Genomic DNA, 23,138 nt, shown 5'->3' on the forward strand with positions numbered 1-23,138 from the left:
GCCGAGCCACGGGGCCGGGCGGGAGCCACGCAGCCCCGGCCCGGCCCCGCCCGCCGTTCAGGCCCCCGGCCCGCCCCCCTCCGAGCGCTCGTCGCGGGCGAACAACTGGGTGAGCGTGCTGATCGTGTAGACGTCGGTGGACTCCTCATCCACCAGATGCATCTCCGCGAGCCGGTCCAGCGCGTCCTGGGTGCGCTCCTGGTCGTACCCGGCGAGGGCCGCGGCCACCGACGAGTTCAGGTGCCCGTCGGCGCTGGTGGCCAGTGCGCTCAGCAGCCGGGCGTCATCGGCGGAGAGCCGGGCCACGGACATCCGCAGCGCGGCCGCGATACCGGTGTCCTCGGCGGACAGCAGCGCCAGCCGCCGCCGCTCGTCCCGCAGCGCCGACGCCAGCCGGCCCAGCCGCCAGCGCGGCCGGGCCGTCAACTGCGCGGCGGCGGCCCGCAGCGCCAGCGGTAGCCCGTCGCAGAGCGCGACCAGCTCCTGCGCCGCCGCCGGATCCTCGGCGACCCGCTCCGCCCCGAGCATCGCCCCGAGCAGCGCGGCGCCCTCCTCGTACCCCATCGCCTGGAGGCCGACGGGCCGGGCCCAGTCGGTGGCGACCAGCCCGTCGAGGCGGCTGCGGCTGGTGACGACGGTGGCGCAGTGCGGGCCGCCGGGCAGCAGCGGCCGCACCTGCGCCGAACCGCGCGCGTTGTCGAGGACCACCAGCAGCCGCCGCTCCGCCACCAGCGACCGGAACAGCGCGGACGCGGACTCGGCGGAGGACGGCACCCGCTCCGGCGGCGTGCCGAGCGCCAGCAGGAAGTCCCGGAGGATCTCGGCGGGATCCGCCTCGTCACCCTCCCCGAAACCGCGCAGATCGGCGAAGAGCTGACCGTCCGGGAACGCCGCGGCGTACTGGTGCGCCCACTGCACGACGCACGCCGTCTTGCCGACACCGGCCGGTCCGGCGACCACCGCGAGCGGACTCTCCTGCGGCGTACGGTCCGTCAGGATCGCGGTGAGTGCCGCGAGTTGGTGCTCCCGCCCCAGGAAACGGGCCGGTGGCCGGGGCAGCAGCCGGGGCGTCGCGGTGCCCCGCCCGGAGCCTTCCGCGGCGCCGGTGGCACCCGGCGCCGCGCCGCCCTGCGTGGGCACCCGGGGCTCGCCGGATTGCGCGCCGCCGGACGCCGGGGTGCCTGTTTCACGTGAAACAGCGGCCGGTTTCGCGGTCGGCCGGGCCTCCTCCGCCCGCAGGATCTCCTCGTACGCCCCGCGCAGCCGCTCGCCCGGATCGACGCCCAGTTCCTCGTTGAGCAGCCGGCGGGTGCGGTGGAACCACTCCAGCGCGTCGGACTGACGCCCCGTACGGAACAGCTCCCGCATCAGGCCGGCGATCAGGCCCTCGCGCAGCGGGTGGTTGACGGCGGCGTTGTAGAGCACCGCCGCGGCCTGTTCATGGGCGCCGAGTGCGCCGTGGGCGCGGCCCAGCGCCTCGACGGCGGTCAGCCGGCGCTCCTCCAGCGCGTGCGCGGCGGCGGCGAACGGCGGGCTGGTGACCGTGCCGGTCAGCGCCGGGCCGCGCCAGAGTCCCAGCGCCTCCCGCAGCAGCGGGACCGCGTCGGCCGGTGCCTCCTCGGGCCGGGCCAGCGCGACGAGTTCACCGAAGCGGTGGGCGTCGATCAGCTCCTCGGGCAGCCGCAGCAGATAGGCCGAGCCATGGGTGGTCAGCTCGATGCCGTACGCGTCGGCGCCGCCCTGGGCCAGCGTGGCGCGCAGCCGCGACACATGGCCCTGGACGACCGTACGGGCGTGTTCGGGTGGCTCGTCCTCCCAGAGCGAGTCGATCAACTGCTCAAGAGGGACGGTGGTGTTGGGCTGGAGCAGCAGCAGCGCCAGCACGCTCCGCCGTTTCGCCGGCCCGAGCGACAGCTCCCCGGAGCCGGTGGTGACGGCGATCGGGCCCAGCAGTGAGAAGTCCAACTCAGCCCTCCAGGAAGGCCGTCAGGGCGTTCGCGAGCAGGTACGGGTCCTCGGCGCCGCACAGCTCACGTGCCGAGTGCATGGAGAGGATGGCGACGCCGACATCCACGGTGGTGATGCCGTGCCGCGCGGCGGTGATCGGTCCGATCGTGGTGCCGCACGGCATCGCGTTGTTCGAGACGAACGACTGCCAGGGCACGTCGGCGCGCTCGCAGGCGGCGGCGAAGACCGCCCGCCCGTCGCCGTCCGTGGCGTACCGCTGGTTGACGTTCACCTTCAGGATGGGCCCGCCGTTGGGCATCGGGTGGTGTCCGGGCTCGTGCCGCTCACCGTAGTTGGGGTGGACGGCGTGACCGGTGTCGGAGGAGAGGCACAGCGTCCCGGCGAAGGCGCGGGCGCGGTCCTCGTACGCGCCGCCGCGGGCGAAGACCGAGCGCTCCAGGACCGATCCGAGCAGCGGCCCGTCGGCGCCGGTGTCGGACTGGCTGCCGTTCTCCTCGTGGTCGAAGGCGGCCAGTACCGGGATGCTGGTCAGCTCACCGGCCTCGGCGGCGGCGATCAGCGCGGCGGTGCCGGCGTGCACGGACAGCAGGTTGTCCATCCGCGGTCCGGCGAGCAGTTCGCAGTCGCGGCCCAGGTAGGCGGGGGGCTCGATGCTGTGGACCATCAGGTCCCAGCCGCGGACCTCGCCGGCGGGCAACTGCGCCTCCTGCTCGACGAAGGCGATCAGATCGCCCTCGTCGACCTGGCCCAGGCCCCAGATCGGCGTCATGTGGCGCTGCTTGTCCAGCTTCAGGCCGTCGGTGTTGACCGACCGGTCGAGGTGGATGGCGAGTTGCGGCACCCGCAGCAACGGGCGGTCGATGTTGACCAGGCGGTGGCTGCCGTCCCGGAGCGTGACCCGGCCGGAGAGCCCGAGGTCCCGGTCGAGCCAGGTGTTGAGCAGCGCGCCGCCGTAGACCTCGACGGCGACCTGCCGCCAGCCGTGCGCACCGGTGTCCGGCAGTGGTTTGACCCGGAGGTTGGGGGAGTCGGTGTGGGCGCCCAGGATGCGGAACGGGGTGGCGGGGCCGGCGCCTTCGGGGACGTACCACGCGATGAGCGCCCCGCCCCGCAGGACGTACTTGCCGCCGTGCTCACCGTCCCAGGCGTCGGTCTCCGCGACCTGCCGGAAACCCGCCGCTTCCAGCCGCGCCGCCGCGTTCGCCACCGCGTGGTACGGCGACGGACTCGCGGCGAGGAAGGACATCAGGTCGTCGGTGTGGCCGCGGTCGAAGCGGGCGGAGTTGGTCATGGCTCCAGCATAAGGAGGAGGGCTGCCGGTGGCCCGCGCCGATGCGGGCGGACCGTGGCCCGCTCCATCCTCTTCCGGCCAGGATGCGGGCGTTCGCCGGAGTTGCACCGCGGGGCGCGCGGGCCCTGCGTACAGCGGTGCCCGCCGTCCCCGGGGGATGGGGAGGCGGGCACCGCCGGTGGGCGGCGGGCCCGGACGGGTCCGGATCCGCCGCGGGCTCAGAACGCGGACTCGTCCAGCTCCATCAGGGACTGGTCGATGCCCTCGGCGAGCGAACGCTGCACGGAGAGGCCCGGCAGGACGTTGTGGGCGAAGAACTTCGCCGCGGCGATCTTGCCGGTGTAGAACGGCTTGTCCTTGGCGGTGGCACCGTCCAGCTTGCCGGCGGCGACGGCCGCGCCCTTCAGCAGCAGGTAACCGATGACGACGTCACCGGAGGCCAGCAGCAGCCGGGTGGTGTTGAGGCCGACCTTGTAGATGGACTTGACGTCCTTCTCGGTGGCGGCGAGGTCGGTCAGCATCGCGCCGACGATCGCCTCCAGGTCGGCGGCGGCCTTGGCCAGCTCGCCGCGGGCGGCGGCCAGCTCCTCGCCGCCGGTCTCCTGGGCCAGGAACTCCTTGATCTCGTTGGAGAGCGCGGTCAGCGCCTGACCCTGGTCGCGGACGATCTTCCGGAAGAAGAAGTCCTGGCCCTGGATCGCGGTGGTGCCCTCGTAGAGGGTGTCGATCTTGGAGTCCCGGATGTACTGCTCGATCGGGTACTCCTGGAGGTACCCGGAGCCGCCGAAGGTCTGGAGCGACTGCGCGAGCTGCTCGTAGGACTTCTCCGAGCCGTAGCCCTTGACGATCGGCAGCAGCAGGTCGTTCAGGCGGGTGGCGGCGGCCGCGTCCTCGCCCGCGGCCTCCTTGGCGATGATCTCGTCCTGGACGGACGCGGTGTAGAGCACCAGGGCGCGCATGCCCTCGGCGTACGCCTTCTGCGTCATCAGGGAGCGGCGCACGTCGGGGTGGTGCGTGATGGTGACGCGCGGCGCGGTCTTGTCGGTGAAGGCCGCGAGGTCGGGGCCCTGCACGCGCTCCTTGGCGTACTCCAGCGCGTTGAGGTAGCCGGTGGAGAGGGTGGCGATGGCCTTCGTGCCGACCATCATCCGCGCGAACTCGATGATCTTGAACATCTGGCGGATGCCGTCGTGCTTCTCGCCGAGCAGCCAGCCCTTGGCGGGGTGGTTGGCGCCGAACGTCATCTCGCAGGTGTTGGACGCCTTGAGGCCCATCTTGTGCTCGACGTTGGTGGCGTAGGCGCCGTTGCGCTCGCCCAGCTCACCGGTCTCCCAGTCGAAGTCGTACTTGGGGACGATGAAGAGCGACAGGCCCTTGGTGCCCGGACCGGCACCCTCGGGGCGGGCGAGGACGAAGTGCACGATGTTCTCGGACATGTCGTGCTCACCGGAGGTGATGAAGCGCTTGACGCCCTCGATGTGCCAGCTTCCGTCCTCCTGCTGGACCGCCTTGGTGCGCCCGGCGCCGACGTCCGAACCGGCGTCCGGCTCGGTCAGCACCATGGTGGAGCCCCACTGCTTGTCCACCATCAGCTGGGCGATGCGGTGCTGCTCCTCGGTGCCCTCGTCGTAGAGGACGCCGGCGAAGGCGGGACCGGAGGCGTACATCCAGATCGCCGGGTTGGCGCCCAGGATCGTCTCGGCGAAGGCCCACAGCAGCGAGCGCGGCGCGGTGGTGCCGCCGATCTCCTCCGGGATGCCCAGCCGCCACCACTCGGCGTCCATGTACGCCTGGTAGCTCTTCTTGAAGGTGTCGGGGACCGGCGCGGTGTTGGTCTCCGGGTCGAAGACCGGCGGGTTGCGGTCGGCGTCGGCGAAGGAGTCGGCCAGCTCGTTCTCCGAGAGCCGGGCGATCTCCGACAGCACGCTCCTGGCGGTGTCGACATCCATCTCCGCGAACGGTCCGGTGCCGTACACGCTGTCACGGCCGAGCACCTCGAAGAGGTTGAACTCGATGTCGCGGAGATTCGACTTGTAGTGCCCCATGGGTACGGCTCCGTATCAGTTCAGCAAGAGAGTGGCGCGTGGCGCCTCGTCGCGAGGCCCTGTGCGGTGCGAGACCCCGTCACGCAAATACCAGCAGGTAGCTCCGATGATGCTACCCATCGGTAATAAGAAGCAACCCCTAACCGGCCATCTGTGACGAGCATCCCGTCCCGACTCAGTACCCTGTGGCGCATGTACGGCTACGACCAGGACGCGGGTGCAGGGCAGCAGTACGGCGCGCCGCCGCCCCCGCCGCAGCAACCTCCCTCCGGGAGCTACGGCGAGCAGCCGCTGTATCCGGAGCCGTCCCCGCCCTCCCTCGCGGACGCGGTGCGCGCCTTCACGACCGGCTCGATGTCCGCCGAGGACTTCCAGGGGATCTTCGCGACCTCGAAGATCTACTGTCCGCGCGGTGACAACCCCGGCTTTCTGGCGCTGCACAACACCCAGCAGCCGGTGATCCCGATGTTCACCTCGCTCAAAGAGCTGCGGCGGTACGCGGGCAAGGAGTCCAAGTACTTCGTCATCACCGGTGCTGAGGTGCTCGACCTGCTGCCCACCGGCTACGGCTTCGTCCTCGACATGGAGGGTGACCACCGGATGGTCTTCGACGCGAAGGCGGTGGAGCAGATGGTCGACTTCGCGATGCGCCGGATGTACGGCTGAGCCGCCTCCCCTGACCGTGCCGAAGGGCCGGCCCGCACGCCGCGGGTCGGCCCTTCGCCGTGTCGGGGCGGCGGTGACCTGCTCCGACCTGCGGTGATGCGGTCAGGAATGCAGTACGCCTTGCGGGTTGTTCATCATTCAACTAAGTTGAAATCCGAACGACCGAGGAGGCCGTCATGCCCGCAGTGACCGTTGAGAATCCGTTGACCCTGCCGCGTGTGGCGGCACCCGCCGAAGCACGTCCCCGCCCCGTGCTGGCCGTCTCGACCGCGCCGAGCGGCTTCGAGGGCGAGGGCTTCCCGGTGCGCCGGGCGTTCGCCGGCATCGACTACAAGCACCTCGACCCGTTCATCATGATGGATCAGATGGGCGAGGTGGAGTACGCGCCCGGAGAGCCCAAGGGCACGCCCTGGCACCCGCACCGCGGCTTCGAGACCGTCACGTATCTGATCGACGGCACCTTCGTGCACCGTGACTCGCACGGCGGCGGCGGGGTCATCAACGGCGGCGACACCCAGTGGATGACCGCCGGGTCCGGGCTGCTGCACATCGAGGCGCCGCCGGAGTCGCTGGTCATGTCCGGCGGGCTCTTCCACGGCCTCCAACTGTGGGTGAACCTCCCCAAGCGCGACAAGATGATGGCGCCGCGCTACCAGGACATCGGCGGCGGCCAGGTCAAGCTGCTCACCTCGGCCGACGGCGGTGCGCTGCTCCGGCTGATCGCCGGTGACCTCGACGGCAACAAGGGCCCCGGCGCCACGCACACCCCGATCACCATGCTGCATGTCTCGGTCAATCCGGGCGCGGAGGTGACCCTGCCGTGGCGGGCCGACTTCAACGCCCTCGCGTACGGGCTGGCCGGACGCGGCACGGCGGGCGAGGAAGGCCGTCCGTTCCGGACCGGACAGGCGGTCGTCTTCGGCTCCGGTGACTCGCTCACCATCCGGGCCGACGAGAGTCAGGAGTCCCGCAGCCCGAACTTCGAGGTCGTCCTGCTGGGCGGGGAGCCGATCCGGGAGCCGATGATGCACTACGGCCCGTTCGTGATGAACACCCACGCCGAACTGGCCCAGGCCTTCGAGGACTTCCAGGCCGGGCGGCTCGGGACCGTTCCCGCCGAGGAGAGCTGAGCACGGCCCCGCGGGGGCGGTGGGCGCGGTCGTCCCGCGTTTCACGTGAAACATGGCGCGCCGCGCTCTCCGTTTCACGTGAAACACGGACCGTGCCGGCCGCCCCCGCACGGCTGCGTGGGTCCGGAGCCGGTCGCCGCGCGGGGCCGGGCCCGTCGGGGCGCCGCCTCCGCCACATCCGTACGGCGCCGCCCGAGGCGTGACGGCCGGTCGGCCGGTGCGCATGGTGGACTGGTCGGGTGCAGAACGACCTGAAGAGAGACCGGCCCCGCGGCGAGGCGCCGCTGCTTCCTGCCGCCGCCCGGCGGACCGCCGCCTGGTGCGCGGTGGCGCTGCTGGTGGCGGGGGTGATCGCGGTCGGCGTCTGGCTCTGTGTGAAGTTGAGCGCGGCCGTCACACCCGTCCTGCTGGCTCTGCTGGGCAGTGCGCTGCTCAGGCCGGTGTACCGGCGGATGGCGGCGATGAAGCTCAACCGTTCGCTGGCCGCCGGGCTGACCTGCGCCCTGCTGGTCGTCGTGGTCGGCGGCGCCGGTTACATCGTGGTCAGCGCGCTGGTCGACACCGGGGACCAGATCATCGCCTCGCTGAAGGAGGCGGCCAAGCAACTCTCCCAGCACTTCGGCACGGCCGGTACCTCCCTCGACGATCTCGCCTCCAACGCCAAGTCGCTGATCGGCAAGTTCGGCACCACCGCCGCCTCCGGGCTGCTGGCGGGCGTCAGCGTCGTCGGTCAGTTCATCGCGGCGGCGGTCCTCGCACTGCTGCTGACCTTCTTCTTCCTCCGCGACTCGGGCAAGGCGCTGGGCGCGCTGCGCGACTGGGCGCCCGGTGATTCGGCGCCGCAACTGGAGGGGATGGCCCGCCGCGGCTTCCAGGCGGTCGAGGGTTTCATGCGCGGCACCACCCTCATCGCCCTGATCGACGCCGTCTGCATCACCGTCGGACTGCTGATTCTGGGCGTCCCCAACGCCTTCGGACTGGGCGCGCTGGTCTTCGTCGGCGCCTACATTCCCTACCTCGGCGCCTTCATCTCGGGCGCCGTCGCGGTTCTGGTGGCGCTCGCCGAGGGCGGTTTCGTCAAGGCCCTGTGGGTGCTCGGGGTGGTGCTCGCGGTGCAGGTGCTGGAGGGGCACGTGCTCCAGCCGATGATCCAGAGCCGTACGGTCCAGATGCACCCGGCGGCCGTCCTGCTGGCGATCACCGCGGGCGCCGGGGTCGCGGGCATCCTCGGCATGCTGCTGGCCGTGCCGCTGACCGCAGCCGCCTTCGGCGCGCTCCACGAACTGCGCCGCCACTACGTCAGCTCGGCCACCGACTCGCCCGACTCGCCGGACGCCACGGGCCCGGGGGCGCCCGGCTCCGCACCCGCGTAGGGCGGTTCTCCGGCGTTCGGCTCCGCCGGGGAGCCACCGGCCGCGTCCTCGTAGATCTCGAACCACGTCGACTTGCCGTCGCCGCGCGGTTCCACGCCCCACGCGCCGGCCAGCAGCTCCATCAGCACCAGGCCGCGGCCCGAGGACGCCAGCTCGCCGGGGCTGCGGCGGTGCGGCAGCTCGTCGCTGCCGTCGGCGACGTCCACCCGCATCCGGCGGCTGCCGGCGGGGCCCGACAACTCGACGACCAGCAGCGCGTCCCCGTCGGTGTGTGTCAACACATTGGTGACGACCTCGGAGACCAGCAGCACCGCGGCGTCCACCTGCTCCGGGTCGGCCCAGTCGTGCAGGACGTCGCGGATCTGGCCGCGGGCCTCGGCGATCCGCTCCGGCTCGGCCTGCGCGATGGTCAGCACCGTGCGCCGCACCGGCCGCACCGCCTCCGGGCCACCCGCGCCCACCCGGCACGCGGCGGCGTCCCGGGACAGCAGCAGCATCGCGATGTCGTCCTCCCGCCGGTCCACCAGCGGCCCGGTCGTGTGGTGCGAGGACGGGCCGTGGACCGCCTGGACCAGCGCGTCCGCCAGCCGCTCCAGACCGCCGTCGGCGACCCCGTCCGGATGGGCCTCGATGACGCCGCGCAGCCGGGCCCAGCCGGTCTCCAGGTCGTGGCCGCCGGTCTCGATCAGCCCGTCCGTACAGACCAGCATCGTCTCGCCGGGCTCCAGCACCAGCCGGGTGGTGGGGTAGTCGGTGTCCGGTGTGATGCCCAGCGGCAGCCCGCCCGCGGTGGCGCGGACCAGCATGGTGCCGTCGGCGGTACGGATCGCCGGTTCGGGGTGCCCGGCGCGGGCGATGTCCAGCAGCCCGGTCGCCGGGTCGACCTCGATGTAGAGGCAGGTGGCGAAGCGCGGATCGCTGCCCGCGGCGCCCTCGGTGTCGTTGATGCCGGACAGGAAACGGGAGGCGCGGGAGAGCACCCCGTCCGGGTGGTGCCCCTCCGCCGCGTAGGCGCGCAGCGCGATCCGTAGCTGGCCCATCAGCCCCGCGGCCCGTACGTCGTGGCCCTGGACGTCACCGATGACCAGCGCGGTCCGGCCGGACGGCAGCGGGATCATGTCGTACCAGTCGCCGCCGACCTCCAGCCCGCCGCCGGTCGGCACGTACCGCGCGGCGACCGTCATGCCGGGGAGGTCCGGCCGGACCGTCGGCATCATGGTGCGCTGGAGACCGACGGCGAGTTCGTGCTGCGACTCCTGGGCCCCGGCACGGGCCAGTGCCTGGGCGAGCATCCGCGCGACGGTGGTGAGCACCGCCCGTTCGTCGGCGGTGAAGGCCACCGGGTGGTTGAACCCGGCCATCCAGGCGCCGATCGTGCGTCCCGCGTTGACCAGCGGCAAGAACGCCCACGAGGTGCGCGCGAAGCGGGCGGCGAGCGGCCAGGCGGTGGGGTAACGCGCGCGGTACGCCTCGGGCGTCGGCAGATAGATCGCCCGCCCCGTCCGGACGACCTCGGCCGCCGGGTAGTCGGTGTCCGTCGTCATATCGGTGAACGGCCGCTCCTCGCCGCCCGGCTGACCGTGGTGACCGATGACGGTGAGGCGGCCGCCGACGACGCCGAAGACGGCGAGGCCGTCGGGTATGAACCCCGGCATCGACAGTCCGGCCGCCACCCGCAGCACCTCCGCGGTGGACCGGGCCTCCGCCAGCGCCCGCCCGGCGTCCAGCAGGAACGCCTCGCGTGAGCGCCGCCGGTCGCCGGTGACCGGGGTGCGGGCGGCCGCGGTGTCCGGCTGCGGGTCGGGCACCTCCTGGACCGTGCCGAGCAGGGTGAAGGCGCCGTCGCGGGTCAGCGGGCGGCAGCGGGCGCGGACGGTGCGCAGCACCCGGCCGCCGGCGTCGACGACGCGCAGCCGGGCCTCGGCGAGACCCCGTTCGGCGACGGCGAGCTGCATCACCCCGTTGATCTCGGCGAAGTCGACCGGGTGGAAACGGGACCGTACGGTCGCCTCGGACAGCTCCACGGCCCGGTCCGGGAGCCCGAGCAACCGGGCGGCCTCGGCGTCGAGCCGGACCCGTCCCGAGGCGTCGTCCCAGCGCCACAGACCGGTCGCGAGGGCCGCCAGGAGATCCTTGGTACGCATTGCCTCACTTTAAGTTGATTCCTCCGGGCGTCACCAACGCGGTGAGCCGGTACGGGGCGGGCCGCGACCAGGGCGGCGCCGGGCCCCCGGGGCGCGGTGAGCCGGGCCCGGCGGAACAGCGGCCCGGCCCGGCGGCAGCTCGCGGCCCTCAGGCCCAGGCCCCGGCCCGGCAGCAGCCCGCGGCCCTCACGCCCCCCGCCTCGCGGCCCGCGCGCGGCGGCGCAACTGACCCACGGCCCACGCATGACGAGTGCGTCGCCCGCGCCTGCCTCCGTCCGGCCCCGGCCCGCAACCGCGCCGCCCCGCTGGCATGTATACGCCGACCCGGCCGCCGGCGCCGGGACGGTAACCTGGAGCGGTTATCACATACCCGGGGCGGTCCTCCACGGACGGCAGCGGTTCGGCCACGGACGGGCAGCGTCCGTGTGCGGCCTCCCCACCTCGACTCGCGACGACTTGGATGAGCGATGCATCGGTACCGGTCCCACACCTGCGGCGAGCTTCGGGCCGCGGACGTCGACACGGACGTCCGCCTCAGCGGCTGGCTGCACAATCGACGTGACCTGGGCGGCATCCTCTTCATCGATCTGCGCGACCACTACGGTCTGGTGCAGCTCGTCGCCCGTCCCGGCACCCCCGCCAACGAGGCGCTCTCCTCGCTGACCAAGGAGACCGTCGTCCGTATCGACGGCAAGGTCTCCGCCCGCGGCGCGGACAACGTCAACCCCGAGCTGCCGACCGGCGAGATCGAGATCGAGGTCTCCGAGGTCGAGGTGCTGGGCGCCGCCGAGCAGATCCCGTTCACCATCAACGCCGAGGACGGTGTCAACGAGGAGAAGCGCCTGGAGTACCGCTTCCTCGACCTGCGCCGCGAGCGGATGCACCGCAACATCCTGCTGCGCACCGCCGTCATCTCCGCCATCCGGCACAAGATGACCGCGCTCGGCTTCAACGAGATGGCCACCCCGATCCTGTCGGCCACCTCCCCCGAGGGCGCCCGCGACTTCCTCGTCCCCTCGCGGCTGCACGCCGGCAAGTTCTACGCGCTGCCGCAGGCGCCGCAGCAGTTCAAGCAGCTTCTGATGATCGCCGGGTTCGACCGCTACTTCCAGATCGCGCCCTGCTTCCGCGACGAGGACGCCCGCGCCGACCGTTCGCCGGGCGAGTTCTACCAGCTCGACGTCGAGATGAGCTTCGTCGAGCAGGAGGACGTCTTCCAGCCGATCGAGAAGCTCATGACCGAGCTGTTCACCGAGTTCGGTGGCGGCCGTACGGTCACCTCGCCGTTCCCGCGCATCCCGTTCCGCGAGTCGATGCTGAAGTACGGCTCCGACAAGCCGGACCTCCGCGCCGAGCTGGAGCTGGTCGACGTCTCGGACGTCTTCGCCGGTTCCGGTTTCAAGGCGTTCGCCGGCAAGCACGTCCGCGCGCTGGCCGTGCCGGACACCGCGGGCCAGTCGCGGAAGTTCTTCGACCAGATGGGCGACTTCGCCGTCCAGCAGGGCGCGAAGGGCCTGGCCTGGATCCGCGTCGGCGAGAACAACGAGCTGACCGGCCCGATCGCCAAGTTCCTCACCGACGAGGACACCAAGGCGCTCGTCGACGCGCTGGGCCTGGCGCCCGGCCACGCCGTCTTCTTCGGCGCCGGCGAGTTCGACGAGGTCTCCAAGATCATGGGCGCGGTCCGCGTCGAGGCGGCCAAGCGCACCGGCCACTTCGTCGAGGGCGAGTTCCGCTTCTGCTGGATCGTCGACTTCCCGATGTTCGAGAAGGACGAGGACACCGGCAAGATCGAGTTCTCCCACAACCCGTTCTCCATGCCCCAGGGCGGCCTGGAGGCGCTGGAGACCAAGGACCCGCTGGACATTCTCGCCTGGCAGTACGACATCGTCTGCAACGGTGTCGAGCTGTCCTCCGGCGCGATCCGTAACCACGAGCCGGACGTCATGTACAAGGCGTTCGCCATCGCCGGTTACGACAAGGAGACCGTCGAGGCGGAGTTCGGCGGCATGCTCCGCGCGTTCAAGTTCGGCGCCCCGCCGCACGGCGGCATCGCCCCGGGCGTCGACCGCATCGTGATGCTGCTCGCCGACGAGCCCAACATCCGCGAGACCATCGCCTTCCCGCTCAACGGCAACGCCCAGGACCTGCTCATGGGCGCGCCCAGCGAGGTCGAGGAGGCGCGCCTGAAGGAGCTGCACCTCTCGATCCGCAAGCCTCAGGTGAAGACCCAGGGCTGACGGACACCGCGTACGGCGAAGCCCCCGCGACCTTTCGGAAAGGTCGCGGGGGCTTCGTCCGTGCGGGCAGTCGGCTACGCCTCGTCACCGCCGCCGAAGCGCGTGCGGTACGTCTCCAGGTCGTCCTCGGTGATCTTCGCGAAGAGGACCGGCGGCACGGTGAACGGCGTACCCGCCGGGACGAAGGCCAGCGCCGCGGCCTCCTCGGCGCTCACCCATGCCGCGGTGTCGTCGGTCAGCGCGAACGCGCCGCGCATCGCCTTCGCGGACGCCGGGATGAACGGCTCGGAGATCACCGCGTAGAGGTGGATGAGGTTCATGGCCGTGCGCAGTGTCAGCGCCGCGGCGTCCTGGTCGGTCTTGATCTCCAGCCAGGGGGCCTTCTCCTCCAGGTAGGAGTTGCCCGCGCTCCACAGGGCGCGCAGCGCCGCCGCCGCCTTGCGGAACTGCAGGGCCTCCATGTGGCCCTCGTACTCCGCGAGCAGCCGCGCGATCTCCTCGCCGAGCTTCCGCTCCGCCTCGCCCGCCTCGGCGCCGGCCGGGACCTCGTCGCCGAACCGCTTGCGGGAGAACGACAGGACGCGGTTGACGAAGTTGCCGAGGGTGTCGGCGAGGTCCTTGTTGACGGAGGAGGAGAACAGCTCCCAGGTGAAGGAGGTGTCGTCGGACTCCGGGGCGTGCGCCATCAGGAAGTAGCGCCAGTAGTCGGCGGGCAGCAGCTCCAGCGCCGCGTCGGTGAAGATGCCGCGCTGCTGGGAGGTGGAGAACTTCCCGCCGTAGTAGTTGAGCCAGTTGAACGCCTTGAGGAAGTCGACCTTCTTCCACGGCTCACGGGTGCCGAGCTGGGTGGCCGGGAACATCACCGAGTGGAACGGGACGTTGTCCTTGGCCATGAACTCCGTGTAGCGCACGTCGTCCGCCTCGTACCACCACGACTTCCAGTCGCGGTTCTCCGCGTCGGCGTCCGCCCACTCCTTCGTCGATCCGATGTACTCGATCGGCGCGTCGAACCAGACGTAGAAGACCTTGCCCTCGGCGGCCAGCTCCGGCCAGACGTCGGCGGGGACGGGGACGCCCCAGTCCAGGTCGCGGGTGATGGCGCGGTCCTGGAGGCCCTCGGTCAGCCACTTGTGGGCGATGGAGGAGGCGAGCGTCGGCCACTCCGTGCTGCCGTTGCCGGCCAGCCAGCCCTCGACCTCGTGCTGCAGCTTCGACTGGAGGAGGAAGAGGTGCTTGGTCTCGCGGACCTCCAGGTCACCGCTGCCGCTGATCGCCGAGCGGGCGTCGATCAGATCCGTCGGGTCGAGCACCCGGGTGCAGTTCTCGCACTGGTCGCCGCGGGCCTTGTCGTAGCCGCAGTGCGGGCAGGTGCCGACGATGTAGCGGTCCGGCAGGAACCGCTCGTCGGCGTTGGAGTACACCTGGCGGATCGCCCGCTCCTCGATGAAGCCGTTCTCGTGGAGCTTGCGGGCGAAGTGCTGCGTCAGCTCGACGTTCTGCTGCGAGGAGCTGCGGCCGAAGTGATCGAATTCCAGGCCGAAGCCCTCGTAGATCGCCTTCTGCGCCTCGTGCTGCTCGGCGCAGAACGCGTCGACCGACTGCCCCGCCGCCTTCGCGGCCAGCTCCGCCGGGGTGCCGTGCTCGTCCGTCGCGCAGATGTAGAGGACGTCGTGCCCGCGCTTGCGCATATACCGCGCGTACACATCGGCCGGGAGCATGGACCCCACCATGTTGCCCAGGTGCTTGATCCCGTTGATGTACGGAAGGGCGCTGGTGATGAGGTGTCGAGCCATTGCCGGCTGCTCCCAAGTCGCTACGGTAAGTGAGGAATTGCTTTACGGAACGTCAATATCGTACTGGACGTGGCCAGGCGAATTCGCAGGCGTTTCCGCGGGCATTTCCGCCGGCGAAATGGCGGGTACGGGGCGCGGGACGGCCCCGTGACGGGCTGTTCCGGCCGGTGTACGGGCCGGGAGTGCCCCGGCCGTCCCGTTCAGTGCGGGGCGCCGTCCGGGGAACCGGTGCCGGGGCGGTGGCCGGGCGGCGGGCCGTGGCGCGGGGCACGGGCCGTGACCAGCAGCGCCGCGACGACGGCGGCCAGCAGCATCACCGACGCGGAGACGCTGATCGCGACGGTGAAGCCGTGCACCACCCCGTCCTTGACGACGGCGCCGCGCACCGCGGGCGTCAGCCGCCCGGTCCGCGCGGCGGCGAGCAGCCGGTCCGCGATGTACGTCGCCCCGGCCGACGTCGCGATCGTGTTCAGCAGCGCCGTCCCGATCGAACCGCCCACCTGCTGCGCCGTGTTGACGGTCGCCGAGGTGACGCCCGCGTCCCGCGGCGCGACCCCGGACGTGGCCGTCGCCATCACCGGCATGAAGATCAGGCCCATACCCAGCCCGACGAGGAGTTCGGCGGGCAGCACGTGCGGGGCGTACGCGGAGCGCGCCGTCAGGAACGTCAGCAGATACAGTCCGCCGGCCGCCAGCAGCGCGCCGGGCACCATCAGCAGCCGCGGCGGGAGATGGTGCAGCAGCCGCGCCGATATCTGTGTCGAGGCGGTGACGATGGCGGCGGTCATCGGCAAAAACGCCAATCCGGCCTTCAGCGGCGAATAGCCGAGCACGATCTGGAAGTAATAGGTCAGAAAAAGAAACATGCCGAACAGTGCGATGGTCGCCAGTGCCATCGTCAGAAAGGCACCACCGCGATTACGGTCCCGCACGATGTGCAGCGGCAGCAACGGATGCCGGGCCCGCGTCTGCCACCACGCGAACACCGCGAGCAGCGCGGCACCACCGCAGAGCAGCCCGAGCACCACCGCGTCGCCCCAGCCCCGCGGGCGCGCCTCGCTGCACCCGTAGACGATCGCCACGAGCCCGCCGCAGCCCAGCACCACACCGGGGACGTCGAGACGGGCGCCACCCCGCTCCGGGCGGTCGTGCAGGAAGACCGCGGCGCCGGCGAACGCCACCGCCGCGATCGGCACGTTCACATACAGACACCAGCGCCAGTCCAGATACTCGGTCAGCAGCCCGCCGACGATCAGCCCGATCGCCGCCCCGCCGCCCGCGATCGCCCCGTAGATCCCGAACGCCTTGCCGCGCTCCCGGCCGTCCGTGAACGTCGTCGTCAGCAGCGACAGCGCGGACGGCGCCAGCACCGCCGCGAACACGCCCTGCAACGCCCGCGCCCCGAACAGCAGCCCCGGCCCACCCGCCGCACCCCCGAGCCCCGACGCCACCGCGAACCCCACGAGCCCCACCATGAACGTCGTCTTCCGCCCGACGAGATCCGCGACCCGCCCACCGAGCAGCAACAACCCACCGAACGCGAGGGTGTACGCGGTGATCACCCACTGCCGGTCCGCATCCGAGATCCCCAGCTCCCGCTGCGCCGACGGCAACGCGATGTTCACGATCGTGGCATCGAGGACCACCATGAGCTGCGCGAGCGCGATGGTGATCAGGGCCCACCAGCGGTGGGGGTTCTCTGTGCCCAGGTTGGGGCCTGCTTCGGGTGCTCCGGCCTGGCCTGCCCGCTCCGCCCGGTCGGCTTGCCCGCCTGTGGTGACTTCCCCGTATCCCCCCTGGCCGTCTCCGCTCATCACCCGACCTGCTTCCGTCGGCCACTGTCCCGCACTCGTCCGCTGGATGCATGGATCGGGGCAAATGGGCTAGTTCATCCACTCAGCGTAGGAGGGGTGGGGGCGGAGTGCCTGGTGAGGGTGGTCGAGCCCCCCTGAAAGGGAGATGTAAGGCAGATGCTTTCCGCCCGATGGTCATTCATTGCTGTACTCGTCAACCCAAAGCCACTCTTTGCCGCGCTTTTTCAGCAAAGTCAGCGCTGTGGTGAGGCACTCCTGAAGTGTTTCCCCGTCGTAGCGCACCGGCCCGCTTTCTGCCAGCGGGCCGCCTGTGGCGACGAAGGTCCACGGGGCGCTGCCATGCGCGACCCTTTCGCCGTCACACTTGATGAGAGCTGATGCTCCCGTGGATGAAATTCGCGCCATAAGTGATTCGATGTCCATTGCGCAATGCCTTTCTATTTGTATCCGCGGAGGATCTCGCTAATTTCTTGGATTTCGTGCACCTGTCCCTTGGCTACCTTTGACACGGCTGACCAGAGGTCGGTGCGTGTTGGTCCGGATGTGATGTTGTTGCGTCGCATCAACTCCTCAACTGCGGCCACGGCGGTTCGTTTGTTTCCGTTGTCGTACATGTGGGCTCCGGCTATATCGCGGATTGCCACCGAAGATTTTTCCCAGAAGCCGTGGTAGCGCTCTGCGTTCCTGAGCATATTCTCTGGGGTGCCGTTCAGGAGGGTTGAGCCACCGTAACTTTCGTTTATCTTGGTGATTTCGTCGGCTGATATGGGTTTGCTGAAACCGCCATCACATGGGGAGAGTCCTAGGGGGTCCAGCCACCGGAGAGGGTTCCTTGTGTATGTGATGGGATTGTCGTCTGGCCGCAAACCCAGAGGGTCTGGGGAGAAGAATCGCCCGGTTTGAGTTTCGTAGTGCCGATGGAAATTGTAGTGTGCTTGCGTTTCTCTGTCGAAATACTGGCCAGGGAATCGAAAGGGGGTGTATGCGGTTGCTGCTTGGTTCCAGGTGAATGTGCCCCAGAGGGTGGAGCGGGAGCGCCAGGTCACGCGGCCGTGAATATCTCTCATCTCGGCGGGAGAGCCGGATGGATCACATATGATTGCGTAAGAGCGTCGATCTTTCCTGGGGGGGATTCCTGTTGTGCCCTCCAGTGTCGATGTCTTTTGCTCTGCCTGAAACGCTGGGAATATCCCATCGTAATCCCAGGAGATGATTACGCATATTGATTCTGGTGTCGTTCGGGAGTGTTCTTCGGAAAGAGTTGTGGCGTCCCATGTGAAGTGTGTCTGCTCGGCAATTGTTTGCTTTCTGCTCTCCAGGCGCAGCTTCGCCACCCGCCGCCCGAACGGGTCGTACAAATAGCGCCACACCGTTCCGTCCGGTGTCATCACCGACGTCAGGCGGTCCTCCGTGTTCCACGTGAAACGCCAGGTGTCGGGTTTGCGGGAGAGGCGGGTTTTCTGGCGGAGGGTGACGCGGCCGAGGGCGTCGTGTTCGTAGCGGTAGGCGCCGGCCTTGGTGATGCGGGTGCCGGTGTAGGTGCGGGGGCCGCGGGCTGTGGGGTTGGGGTGTTCGTCGGGCCAGGTGGCGTGGGTCTGGTTGCCGGCCTCGTCGTAGGCGTAGGTCTCGGTCCAGTTGGTGGCGTGGACGGCGGTGACGCGGCCCGCGCGGTCGAGGTCGAAGGTGCGGCGGCCGGAGTGGGAGTCGTCGAGGGCGATGAGGTGGCCGTCGGCGCGGTAGGTGTAGGTGCGGTGGTGGAGGAGGGTGGTGGCGGGGGCGGCCGATGCGCCGGAGGCTTCGCCCGAACCGGGTGCGCCGCCCGCCCCGGGTACGCCACCCATGCCGGGTACGCCACCCACGCCGGTCATGCCGGGTGCCCCGCTCGCCCCGGGTGCTCCGCCCGTCCCGCCCGCCCCAGGCCACCCCGGATCGAACGGACTGCTCGGCACTCCGGCACCCGGCGAGCCCGGACGGCCCCCGGCACCCGGCGAGCCCGGACCGCTCCCGGCACCCGGCGAGACCGCACCGCCCCCGGCGCCGACCGGCCCGGCCCCCGGCAGAGCGCCAGGCCACTCGGTCCCCGGCAATCCACCAGGCACCCCGCCCCCCGGCGAACCGCCCGGGAGGCCCGCAGCAGCCCCATTCGCCCCCTCCACCCGCAGCAGCGACTGCCCCGTCAGCCGTCCCGTCGCGTCCCACGTCGAGTCCAGCCGGAGCCGGTCGCCGATGGTGCGGGTGCGTTCGTTGCCTGCGGCGTCGTGGGTGAAGGTGAGGAGGTTGCCGCCGGTGGTGAGCGTGGTGCGGTTGCCGGCGGCGTCGTAGGTGTAGGTGCTGGTGTGGCCGGAGGGGGTGGTGCGGGAGGTGCGGCGGCCCAGGGCGTCGTAGGTGAACGTCATGGTGCGGCCGTTGACCGTTTCGGCGGTGACGCGGCCGAGGGTGTCGCGGGTGTAGGTGACCGTGGCGTCGGGGTTGGCGGCCTCCAGGAGGGCGCCGGACGGGGAGTGGGCGTAGGTGGTGACGAGTCCGGCGGCGTCCTTGGCGGTGATACGGCCCATGGTGTCGCGGGTGTAGGTCGTCACCTCGCCCAGGGTGTTGGTGCGGGTGGCGAGTTGGCCGGCCGCGTCGTGGGTGTAGGTCAGGACGCGGTCGTCGAAGTCGGTCTCCGAGATCAGGCGGCCGGCCGCGTCGTAGGCGTAGTTCCAGGTCAGGCCCTGGGGGTTGGTGACCTGGGTGAGGCGGAGTTCGGTGTCGTGGGTGAACTCGTGGCGGACGCCGTCGGGGTCGGTGCGGGCCACCAGCAGGTCGAAGTGGCCGTACTCGAAGCGGGTGGTGCGGCCCACCGCGTCCGTGTGGGAGGTGCGGTTGCCCTCGCCGTCGTAGGTCCAGGTCTCGGTGGCGCCGGTGGGGTCGGTGCGGGAGGCGAGTTTGCCCTCGACGGTCCAGGTCAGGCGGGTTGTCGCGCCCAGCGGGTCGGTGACGGAGACGACCCTGCCGAAGGCGTCGCGGACGTAGTGGGTGCTCGCGCCGAGCGGGTCGGTGACGCGGCGGGGGAGGCCCGCCGGATCGCAGTCGAGGCGGGTGGTGTGGCCGAGGGCGTCGGTGACGGCGGTGAGGTGGCCCCTGGCGTCGTGGGTGTAGGTGGTGGTGGCGCCGGTGGGGTCGGTGGAGGAGGTGCGGTTCCCGGCGGCGTCGTAGGTGTGGCTCCAGGTGGTCCCGTCGGGGGCGGTGGTGCGGAGCGGGCGGCCGCCGTCGTCGAAGACGGTGGTGGAGGTGGTGCCGTCGGGGAGGGTGAGACGGGTGGGGTTGCCTTCGTCGTCGTACTCGATGCGGGTGGTGCGGCCGAGCGGGTCGGTGACGGCGAGAACGCGGTGGTGCGCGTCGCGCACCGTGCGGGTGGTGGCGCCGGTCGGGTCGGTCTCCGCGACGATCTGGTGCCGGTCGTTGACCTGGTACGTCGTGATCCGGTCGTGGGAGTTGCGCAGGGTGTTGGTCCGCAGGCCGGTGGCCGGGTCGGCGTCGCCCCAGGTGAAGTGGGCGTGGAGGTGGCCGTCGGCGCCGCTCTGCCAGGTGCAGCGGTCGCGGTCGTCGTAGCGGTACGCGTAGCTGCTGCCGTTGGTGTCCGTCCAGGACGTGATGCGGCCCGTGTCGTCGTAGCCGAAGCGGAGCGGGAGTCCGCAGGAGTTGGTGACGGTGGTGAGGTTTCCCGCGTCGTCGTAGCCGTAGCGGAGGAGGAGCTGGTCGCCGCCGTCCGGGGCGCCGCCGGCCAGGTGGAGGGCGGTGACGCGGTCGCCCTCGGTGGTGAACAGCAGCCGGTATCCGGCGCTGTGGGTGAGGGCGACGGGGGCGCCCCGCTCGTCGTGGTTGAAGGTGTGGTGGTGGCCCCGGCGGTCGGATATCTCGTCGAGGAGGGCGAGGTCCTCGCCGTACGAGGTGAAGTACCAGCGCATACCGGTGGACGGCTCGGTGAGGACGTAGTCGCCGTCCGGGGTGCGCTCCAGGGGGCGTTGGGGGCCGTCGGCGGGGAGGGTGGGGACGCCGACGGCCGGGTGCGGGTAGGTGGCGAGGTTGCCCTCCTCGCCGATGAGGATGACGCCCTCGGCGTCGATCTCCAGCCGCTGGTCGAGCGTGCTCATCCAGGTGGGGCCGAACCAGTGGCCGGTGCGGTACGACGATTCGAAGGTGCGGGTGAAGGCGAGGGGGTGGCTGCCGGGGAGCTGGATGTCGGTCTGCGGCAGGATCATCCGGCCGGTGGCCATGTCGATCGGGTCGTTGCCGAAGGTCTTGCACCAGGCGATGCGGGCGCGGTCGCGGAGGGTGAGTTTGCCGCCGTCCCGGGCGGCGGTGCGTGCCGCGGTGCGGGCCGCGTCACGCGCGCCGGACCTCAGCAGCCCCTTGCCGACGGCGCCGACGCCCTTGCCGCCGACGAGATTGCCGAGGAAGGCGCCGCCCGCCTCGTAGGGGTCGCTGCCCCAGCCCTCGCCGAGCATCCCCTTGGCCAGCCGCCCGGGGTGGGCGGCGCTGCTCGCCAGCCCCAGCAGGGTGGTGGTCGTGTTGTTCATGAAGCGGATGGGGTTGCTGAGGTTGTACGGGTCGACCGGGTTGACCGTCCGGGCGAGGTTCACGGAGTCGGCCCCGGCCTTGATGAGGCCGCCGGCGGCGTGCATCAGGTTCATCCCGCCGGCGGCGACCCCGTCGGCGGCGTCGAGCACGGTCCGCTCGGTGAACTTGGGGGCCTGCGGGGCGTGGGCCAGCGCCGAGGTGAGCGCGTGGCGGGCGCGTTCGGCCGCTTCGTCCCGCTGGCTGCGGGCCTCCTTCAGCAGATGCTCGGCGGACGCGCGGCCCTCTTCGCCGGGGTCGGTGAACTCGCCGGGTTTCGGCGGTCCGTCACCGCTCCCCGAGCCGTCGGCGAGGGCGGCGTTGTACGCGTCGACCTTGCGGTTGTACGCGTCGGCCGCCTTCTCGGTGGCGTCCTGGGCACAGCGGTGGCGGTCGATGGCCGAGCGGGCCTTGCCCTGGGCCCAGGTGACGGTCTCGGCGTAGGCGTTGAGGGCCTTGCCCGCCGCCTCGCAGGCGTCCGCGGCGTGCAGCCAGGACTTCGGGTGGGTGTCGAACTCCTCGCGGAACCGGTCGGCGGCCTTGCCCTGCCAGGCGCCCGCGTCGAGTTTCCGCATCCCCTGCCCGACGCGTTCGAAGGCGGCGTAGAAGTCCTTGAGGTGGGCGGCCACCTCGTGGATCTTGGCCGGATCCCCGTGGATCAGCTCCTTCGGGTCCTCGCTCTCGCCGAGCTGCCGCTCCGCGACCTGGGCGCCGAGGACGTCGGCGACGTCGTCGCCGGCCGAGCGGACGGCGCGTGCGGCCCCGTCCGCGCCGACGGCGTGGAGGGCGTCGGCGGTGGTGTCCGCCGCGTACTCGACGGTCTCGCCGACCATCTCCTTCGCGCCGTCGACGGCTTTTCCGGCGGTGTCGGCGGCCGAATCGATGCCGTGCTTGATCGCGCCGAGCGCGTCGCCGATGCCCATCAGTGCTGCTCCCCGTCGGCGTGGTTCCGGTCGGCCGGTGCGTCTTCGGGGGCGTCGGGCAGCAGATGCCGCGCCGGGCTGGTCCGGATGTCCTCGGCGGTGCGGTGGAGCGCCTCGTTCCCCTCCAGGTACGTCTCCATGGATTCGGCGGAGGTGGGGTCCCAATTGCCGTGCTGGAACTGGGTGACCGGATTCTCGTCCAGTACGTCGTCCCAGGAGGTGTCCCGGAGTTGTTCGGCGCTCTTGGTCGGGTCGCCCATGGCGGCGTTGACGCCGATCTTCAGCGTCGTGGAAACGTACTGTTCCTGTTCGTGGTAGAGCCCGGCGGAGAGGTCGAGGCGGCGGGCGAATTCGTTGGCCTCGTGGATGAGACCGCGTACGCCCCACCCCCAGCGTTCGCAGAACGTCTCGAAGACCGTGGCCACCGCCGGACTTCCGCTTTCCAGCCCGGAGAGAGCCAATTTGTCGAATCCGTGGCCGAGTTGGGCGTCGGTGTCGAAACCCAATTCCTTCAGCTCGGATATCGCGCCGTTGATGCCCTTGGTGATCTGCTGAAGTGCTTCCGGGTCGACCTCGTAGCCGTCGGCGGGGCTCATACGGCGCCTCCGGCGGCGTCGGCGAGGTCCACGGCGACGGCGTCCGGGACGATGCCGGTCACCGGGGGGAAGAGCATGCCCAGCTCGCTCCCGGCGTTCAGCGCGACGCCCGCCGGGCTGCCGATGGCGGGGATGACGACGTCCAGCAGGCGGGCGCCGACCGCGCTCACGTGGTCGGGCGCCTCTTCGGGGGAGATGCCGCGGTGGGCGAGGAACCGTGCCAGCGCCTCTTCGTCGGTGAAAGCGAAGAGCCAGCGGATTCCGTCGGATTCCGTCGACATCAGATTGTCGCCGCTGAGGGGGATCAGTACCGGAGTGCGCCGGAATTCCCCTACGAGTGCTGCCGGGTTGCCCCGGCCGTCACGTATGCGCGATATCTCCGAGAGCAAGGACATGTCGCCCCCCATTGCCTGTTTCCTTCCCCTGTGCCGTGGCGCCCCCCCCGGGTCGCCGAAGACACCTTGCCATAAGGGGTGGGGCAGGTGTTCGAGGGTTTTGGCGGGCGGCTGAAAGAGGTGGGTATTCCCCGCGATAACCGGCTCGCGGGTCGGTTATTGCG

14 protein-coding genes are annotated in these 23,138 nt (G+C 70.9%); 4 read left to right on the forward strand and 10 right to left on the reverse strand.

Annotation, left to right across the window (positions count from 1 at the left end):
* Positions 1-57 precede the first annotated feature (57 nt).
* From ACGH2B_RS13975 to ACGH2B_RS13985, 3 genes are all read right to left on the reverse strand, one after another.
* On the reverse strand, positions 58-1,965 hold the full coding sequence (locus ACGH2B_RS13975; protein WP_399088560.1) for a BTAD domain-containing putative transcriptional regulator: 1,908 nt from the start codon (positions 1,963-1,965) through the stop codon (positions 58-60).
* 1 nt (position 1,966) lies between these two features.
* A complete protein-coding gene (locus tag ACGH2B_RS13980; RefSeq protein ID WP_399088562.1) occupies positions 1,967-3,259 on the reverse strand; it encodes a M18 family aminopeptidase in 1,293 nt (430 codons plus the stop codon).
* Between the two features lie 218 nt (positions 3,260-3,477).
* The gene (locus ACGH2B_RS13985; protein WP_399088564.1) at positions 3,478-5,304 is read right to left on the reverse strand and encodes an acyl-CoA dehydrogenase; all 1,827 of its coding nucleotides are present in this window, start codon (positions 5,302-5,304) and stop codon (positions 3,478-3,480) included.
* 192 nt (positions 5,305-5,496) lie between these two features.
* On the opposite strand from ACGH2B_RS13985, the gene ACGH2B_RS13990 reads away from it, so the two are divergent.
* The 3 genes from ACGH2B_RS13990 (at position 5,497) to ACGH2B_RS14000 (ending at position 8,473) form a co-directional block, all read left to right on the forward strand.
* On the forward strand, positions 5,497-5,970 hold the full coding sequence (locus ACGH2B_RS13990) for an SseB family protein (RefSeq protein WP_399088566.1): 474 nt from the start codon (positions 5,497-5,499) through the stop codon (positions 5,968-5,970).
* 176 nt (positions 5,971-6,146) lie between these two features.
* Complete coding sequence (locus tag ACGH2B_RS13995) at positions 6,147-7,100, forward strand: pirin family protein (protein ID WP_399088568.1); 954 nt, start codon at positions 6,147-6,149, stop codon at positions 7,098-7,100.
* A gap of 239 nt (positions 7,101-7,339) precedes the next feature.
* Positions 7,340-8,473: an AI-2E family transporter gene (locus tag ACGH2B_RS14000; RefSeq protein WP_399088570.1), complete on the forward strand. Its 1,134-nt coding sequence runs from the start codon at positions 7,340-7,342 to the stop codon at positions 8,471-8,473.
* Here ACGH2B_RS14000 and ACGH2B_RS14005 read toward each other — a convergent pair.
* A complete protein-coding gene (locus ACGH2B_RS14005) occupies positions 8,395-10,617 on the reverse strand; it encodes a SpoIIE family protein phosphatase (protein ID WP_399088572.1) in 2,223 nt (740 codons plus the stop codon). The genes ACGH2B_RS14000 and ACGH2B_RS14005 overlap by 79 nt on opposite strands.
* 467 nt (positions 10,618-11,084) lie before the next feature.
* On the opposite strand from ACGH2B_RS14005, the gene aspS reads away from it, so the two are divergent.
* Entirely contained in the window at positions 11,085-12,857 is a 1,773-nt protein-coding gene (aspS, locus tag ACGH2B_RS14010) for an aspartate--tRNA ligase (RefSeq protein ID WP_399088574.1), read from the forward strand.
* Between the two features lie 74 nt (positions 12,858-12,931).
* Here the strand turns inward: aspS and metG are convergent, their stop codons facing one another.
* From metG to ACGH2B_RS14040, 6 genes are all read right to left on the reverse strand, one after another.
* A complete protein-coding gene (gene metG, locus ACGH2B_RS14015) occupies positions 12,932-14,650 on the reverse strand; it encodes a methionine--tRNA ligase (RefSeq protein WP_399088576.1) in 1,719 nt (572 codons plus the stop codon).
* Positions 14,651-14,850: 200 nt separating this feature from the next.
* Positions 14,851-16,464, reverse strand: a complete 1,614-nt coding sequence (locus ACGH2B_RS14020; protein WP_399088577.1) for an MFS transporter — start codon at positions 16,462-16,464, stop codon at positions 14,851-14,853.
* A 174-nt stretch (positions 16,465-16,638) separates the two neighbouring features.
* Complete coding sequence (locus tag ACGH2B_RS14025) at positions 16,639-16,887, reverse strand: hypothetical protein (protein ID WP_399088579.1); 249 nt, start codon at positions 16,885-16,887, stop codon at positions 16,639-16,641.
* 14 nt (positions 16,888-16,901) lie between these two features.
* Positions 16,902-21,983, reverse strand: coding sequence for a putative T7SS-secreted protein (locus ACGH2B_RS14030; RefSeq protein ID WP_399088581.1), 5,082 nt, complete (start codon positions 21,981-21,983; stop codon positions 16,902-16,904).
* Positions 21,983-22,579, reverse strand: a complete 597-nt coding sequence (locus ACGH2B_RS14035) for a hypothetical protein (RefSeq protein ID WP_399088583.1) — start codon at positions 22,577-22,579, stop codon at positions 21,983-21,985. The genes ACGH2B_RS14030 and ACGH2B_RS14035 overlap by 1 nt, the downstream gene beginning before the upstream one ends.
* The gene (locus tag ACGH2B_RS14040) at positions 22,576-22,986 is read right to left on the reverse strand and encodes an SseB family protein (protein ID WP_399088585.1); all 411 of its coding nucleotides are present in this window, start codon (positions 22,984-22,986) and stop codon (positions 22,576-22,578) included. The genes ACGH2B_RS14035 and ACGH2B_RS14040 overlap by 4 nt, the downstream gene beginning before the upstream one ends.
* Positions 22,987-23,138: the final 152 nt, after the last annotated feature.

The sequence above is a fragment of the Streptomyces sp. BBFR2 genome (assembly GCF_044497305.1).
Classification (GTDB): Bacteria; Actinomycetota; Actinomycetes; order Streptomycetales; family Streptomycetaceae; genus Streptomyces.

What these genes read in the sequence shown, in the direction of transcription:
- ACGH2B_RS13980 (WP_399088562.1), bottom strand. Translation starts at nt 3,259, where the DNA reads ATGACCAACTCCGCCCGCTTCGACCGCGGCCACACCGACGACCTGATG.
- ACGH2B_RS13985 (WP_399088564.1), bottom strand. Translation starts at nt 5,304, where the DNA reads ATGGGGCACTACAAGTCGAATCTCCGCGACATCGAGTTCAACCTCTTC.
- ACGH2B_RS13990 (WP_399088566.1), top strand. Translation starts at nt 5,497, where the DNA reads ATGTACGGCTACGACCAGGACGCGGGTGCAGGGCAGCAGTACGGCGCG.
- ACGH2B_RS13995 (WP_399088568.1), top strand. Translation starts at nt 6,147, where the DNA reads ATGCCCGCAGTGACCGTTGAGAATCCGTTGACCCTGCCGCGTGTGGCG.
- ACGH2B_RS14005 (WP_399088572.1), bottom strand. Translation starts at nt 10,617, where the DNA reads ATGCGTACCAAGGATCTCCTGGCGGCCCTCGCGACCGGTCTGTGGCGC.
- aspS (WP_399088574.1), top strand. Translation starts at nt 11,085, where the DNA reads ATGCATCGGTACCGGTCCCACACCTGCGGCGAGCTTCGGGCCGCGGAC.
- metG (WP_399088576.1), bottom strand. Translation starts at nt 14,650, where the DNA reads ATGGCTCGACACCTCATCACCAGCGCCCTTCCGTACATCAACGGGATC.
- ACGH2B_RS14020 (WP_399088577.1), bottom strand. Translation starts at nt 16,464, where the DNA reads ATGAGCGGAGACGGCCAGGGGGGATACGGGGAAGTCACCACAGGCGGG.
- ACGH2B_RS14025 (WP_399088579.1), bottom strand. Translation starts at nt 16,887, where the DNA reads ATGGACATCGAATCACTTATGGCGCGAATTTCATCCACGGGAGCATCA.
- ACGH2B_RS14030 (WP_399088581.1), bottom strand. Translation starts at nt 21,983, where the DNA reads ATGGGCATCGGCGACGCGCTCGGCGCGATCAAGCACGGCATCGATTCG.
- ACGH2B_RS14035 (WP_399088583.1), bottom strand. Translation starts at nt 22,579, where the DNA reads ATGAGCCCCGCCGACGGCTACGAGGTCGACCCGGAAGCACTTCAGCAG.
- ACGH2B_RS14040 (WP_399088585.1), bottom strand. Translation starts at nt 22,986, where the DNA reads ATGGGGGGCGACATGTCCTTGCTCTCGGAGATATCGCGCATACGTGAC.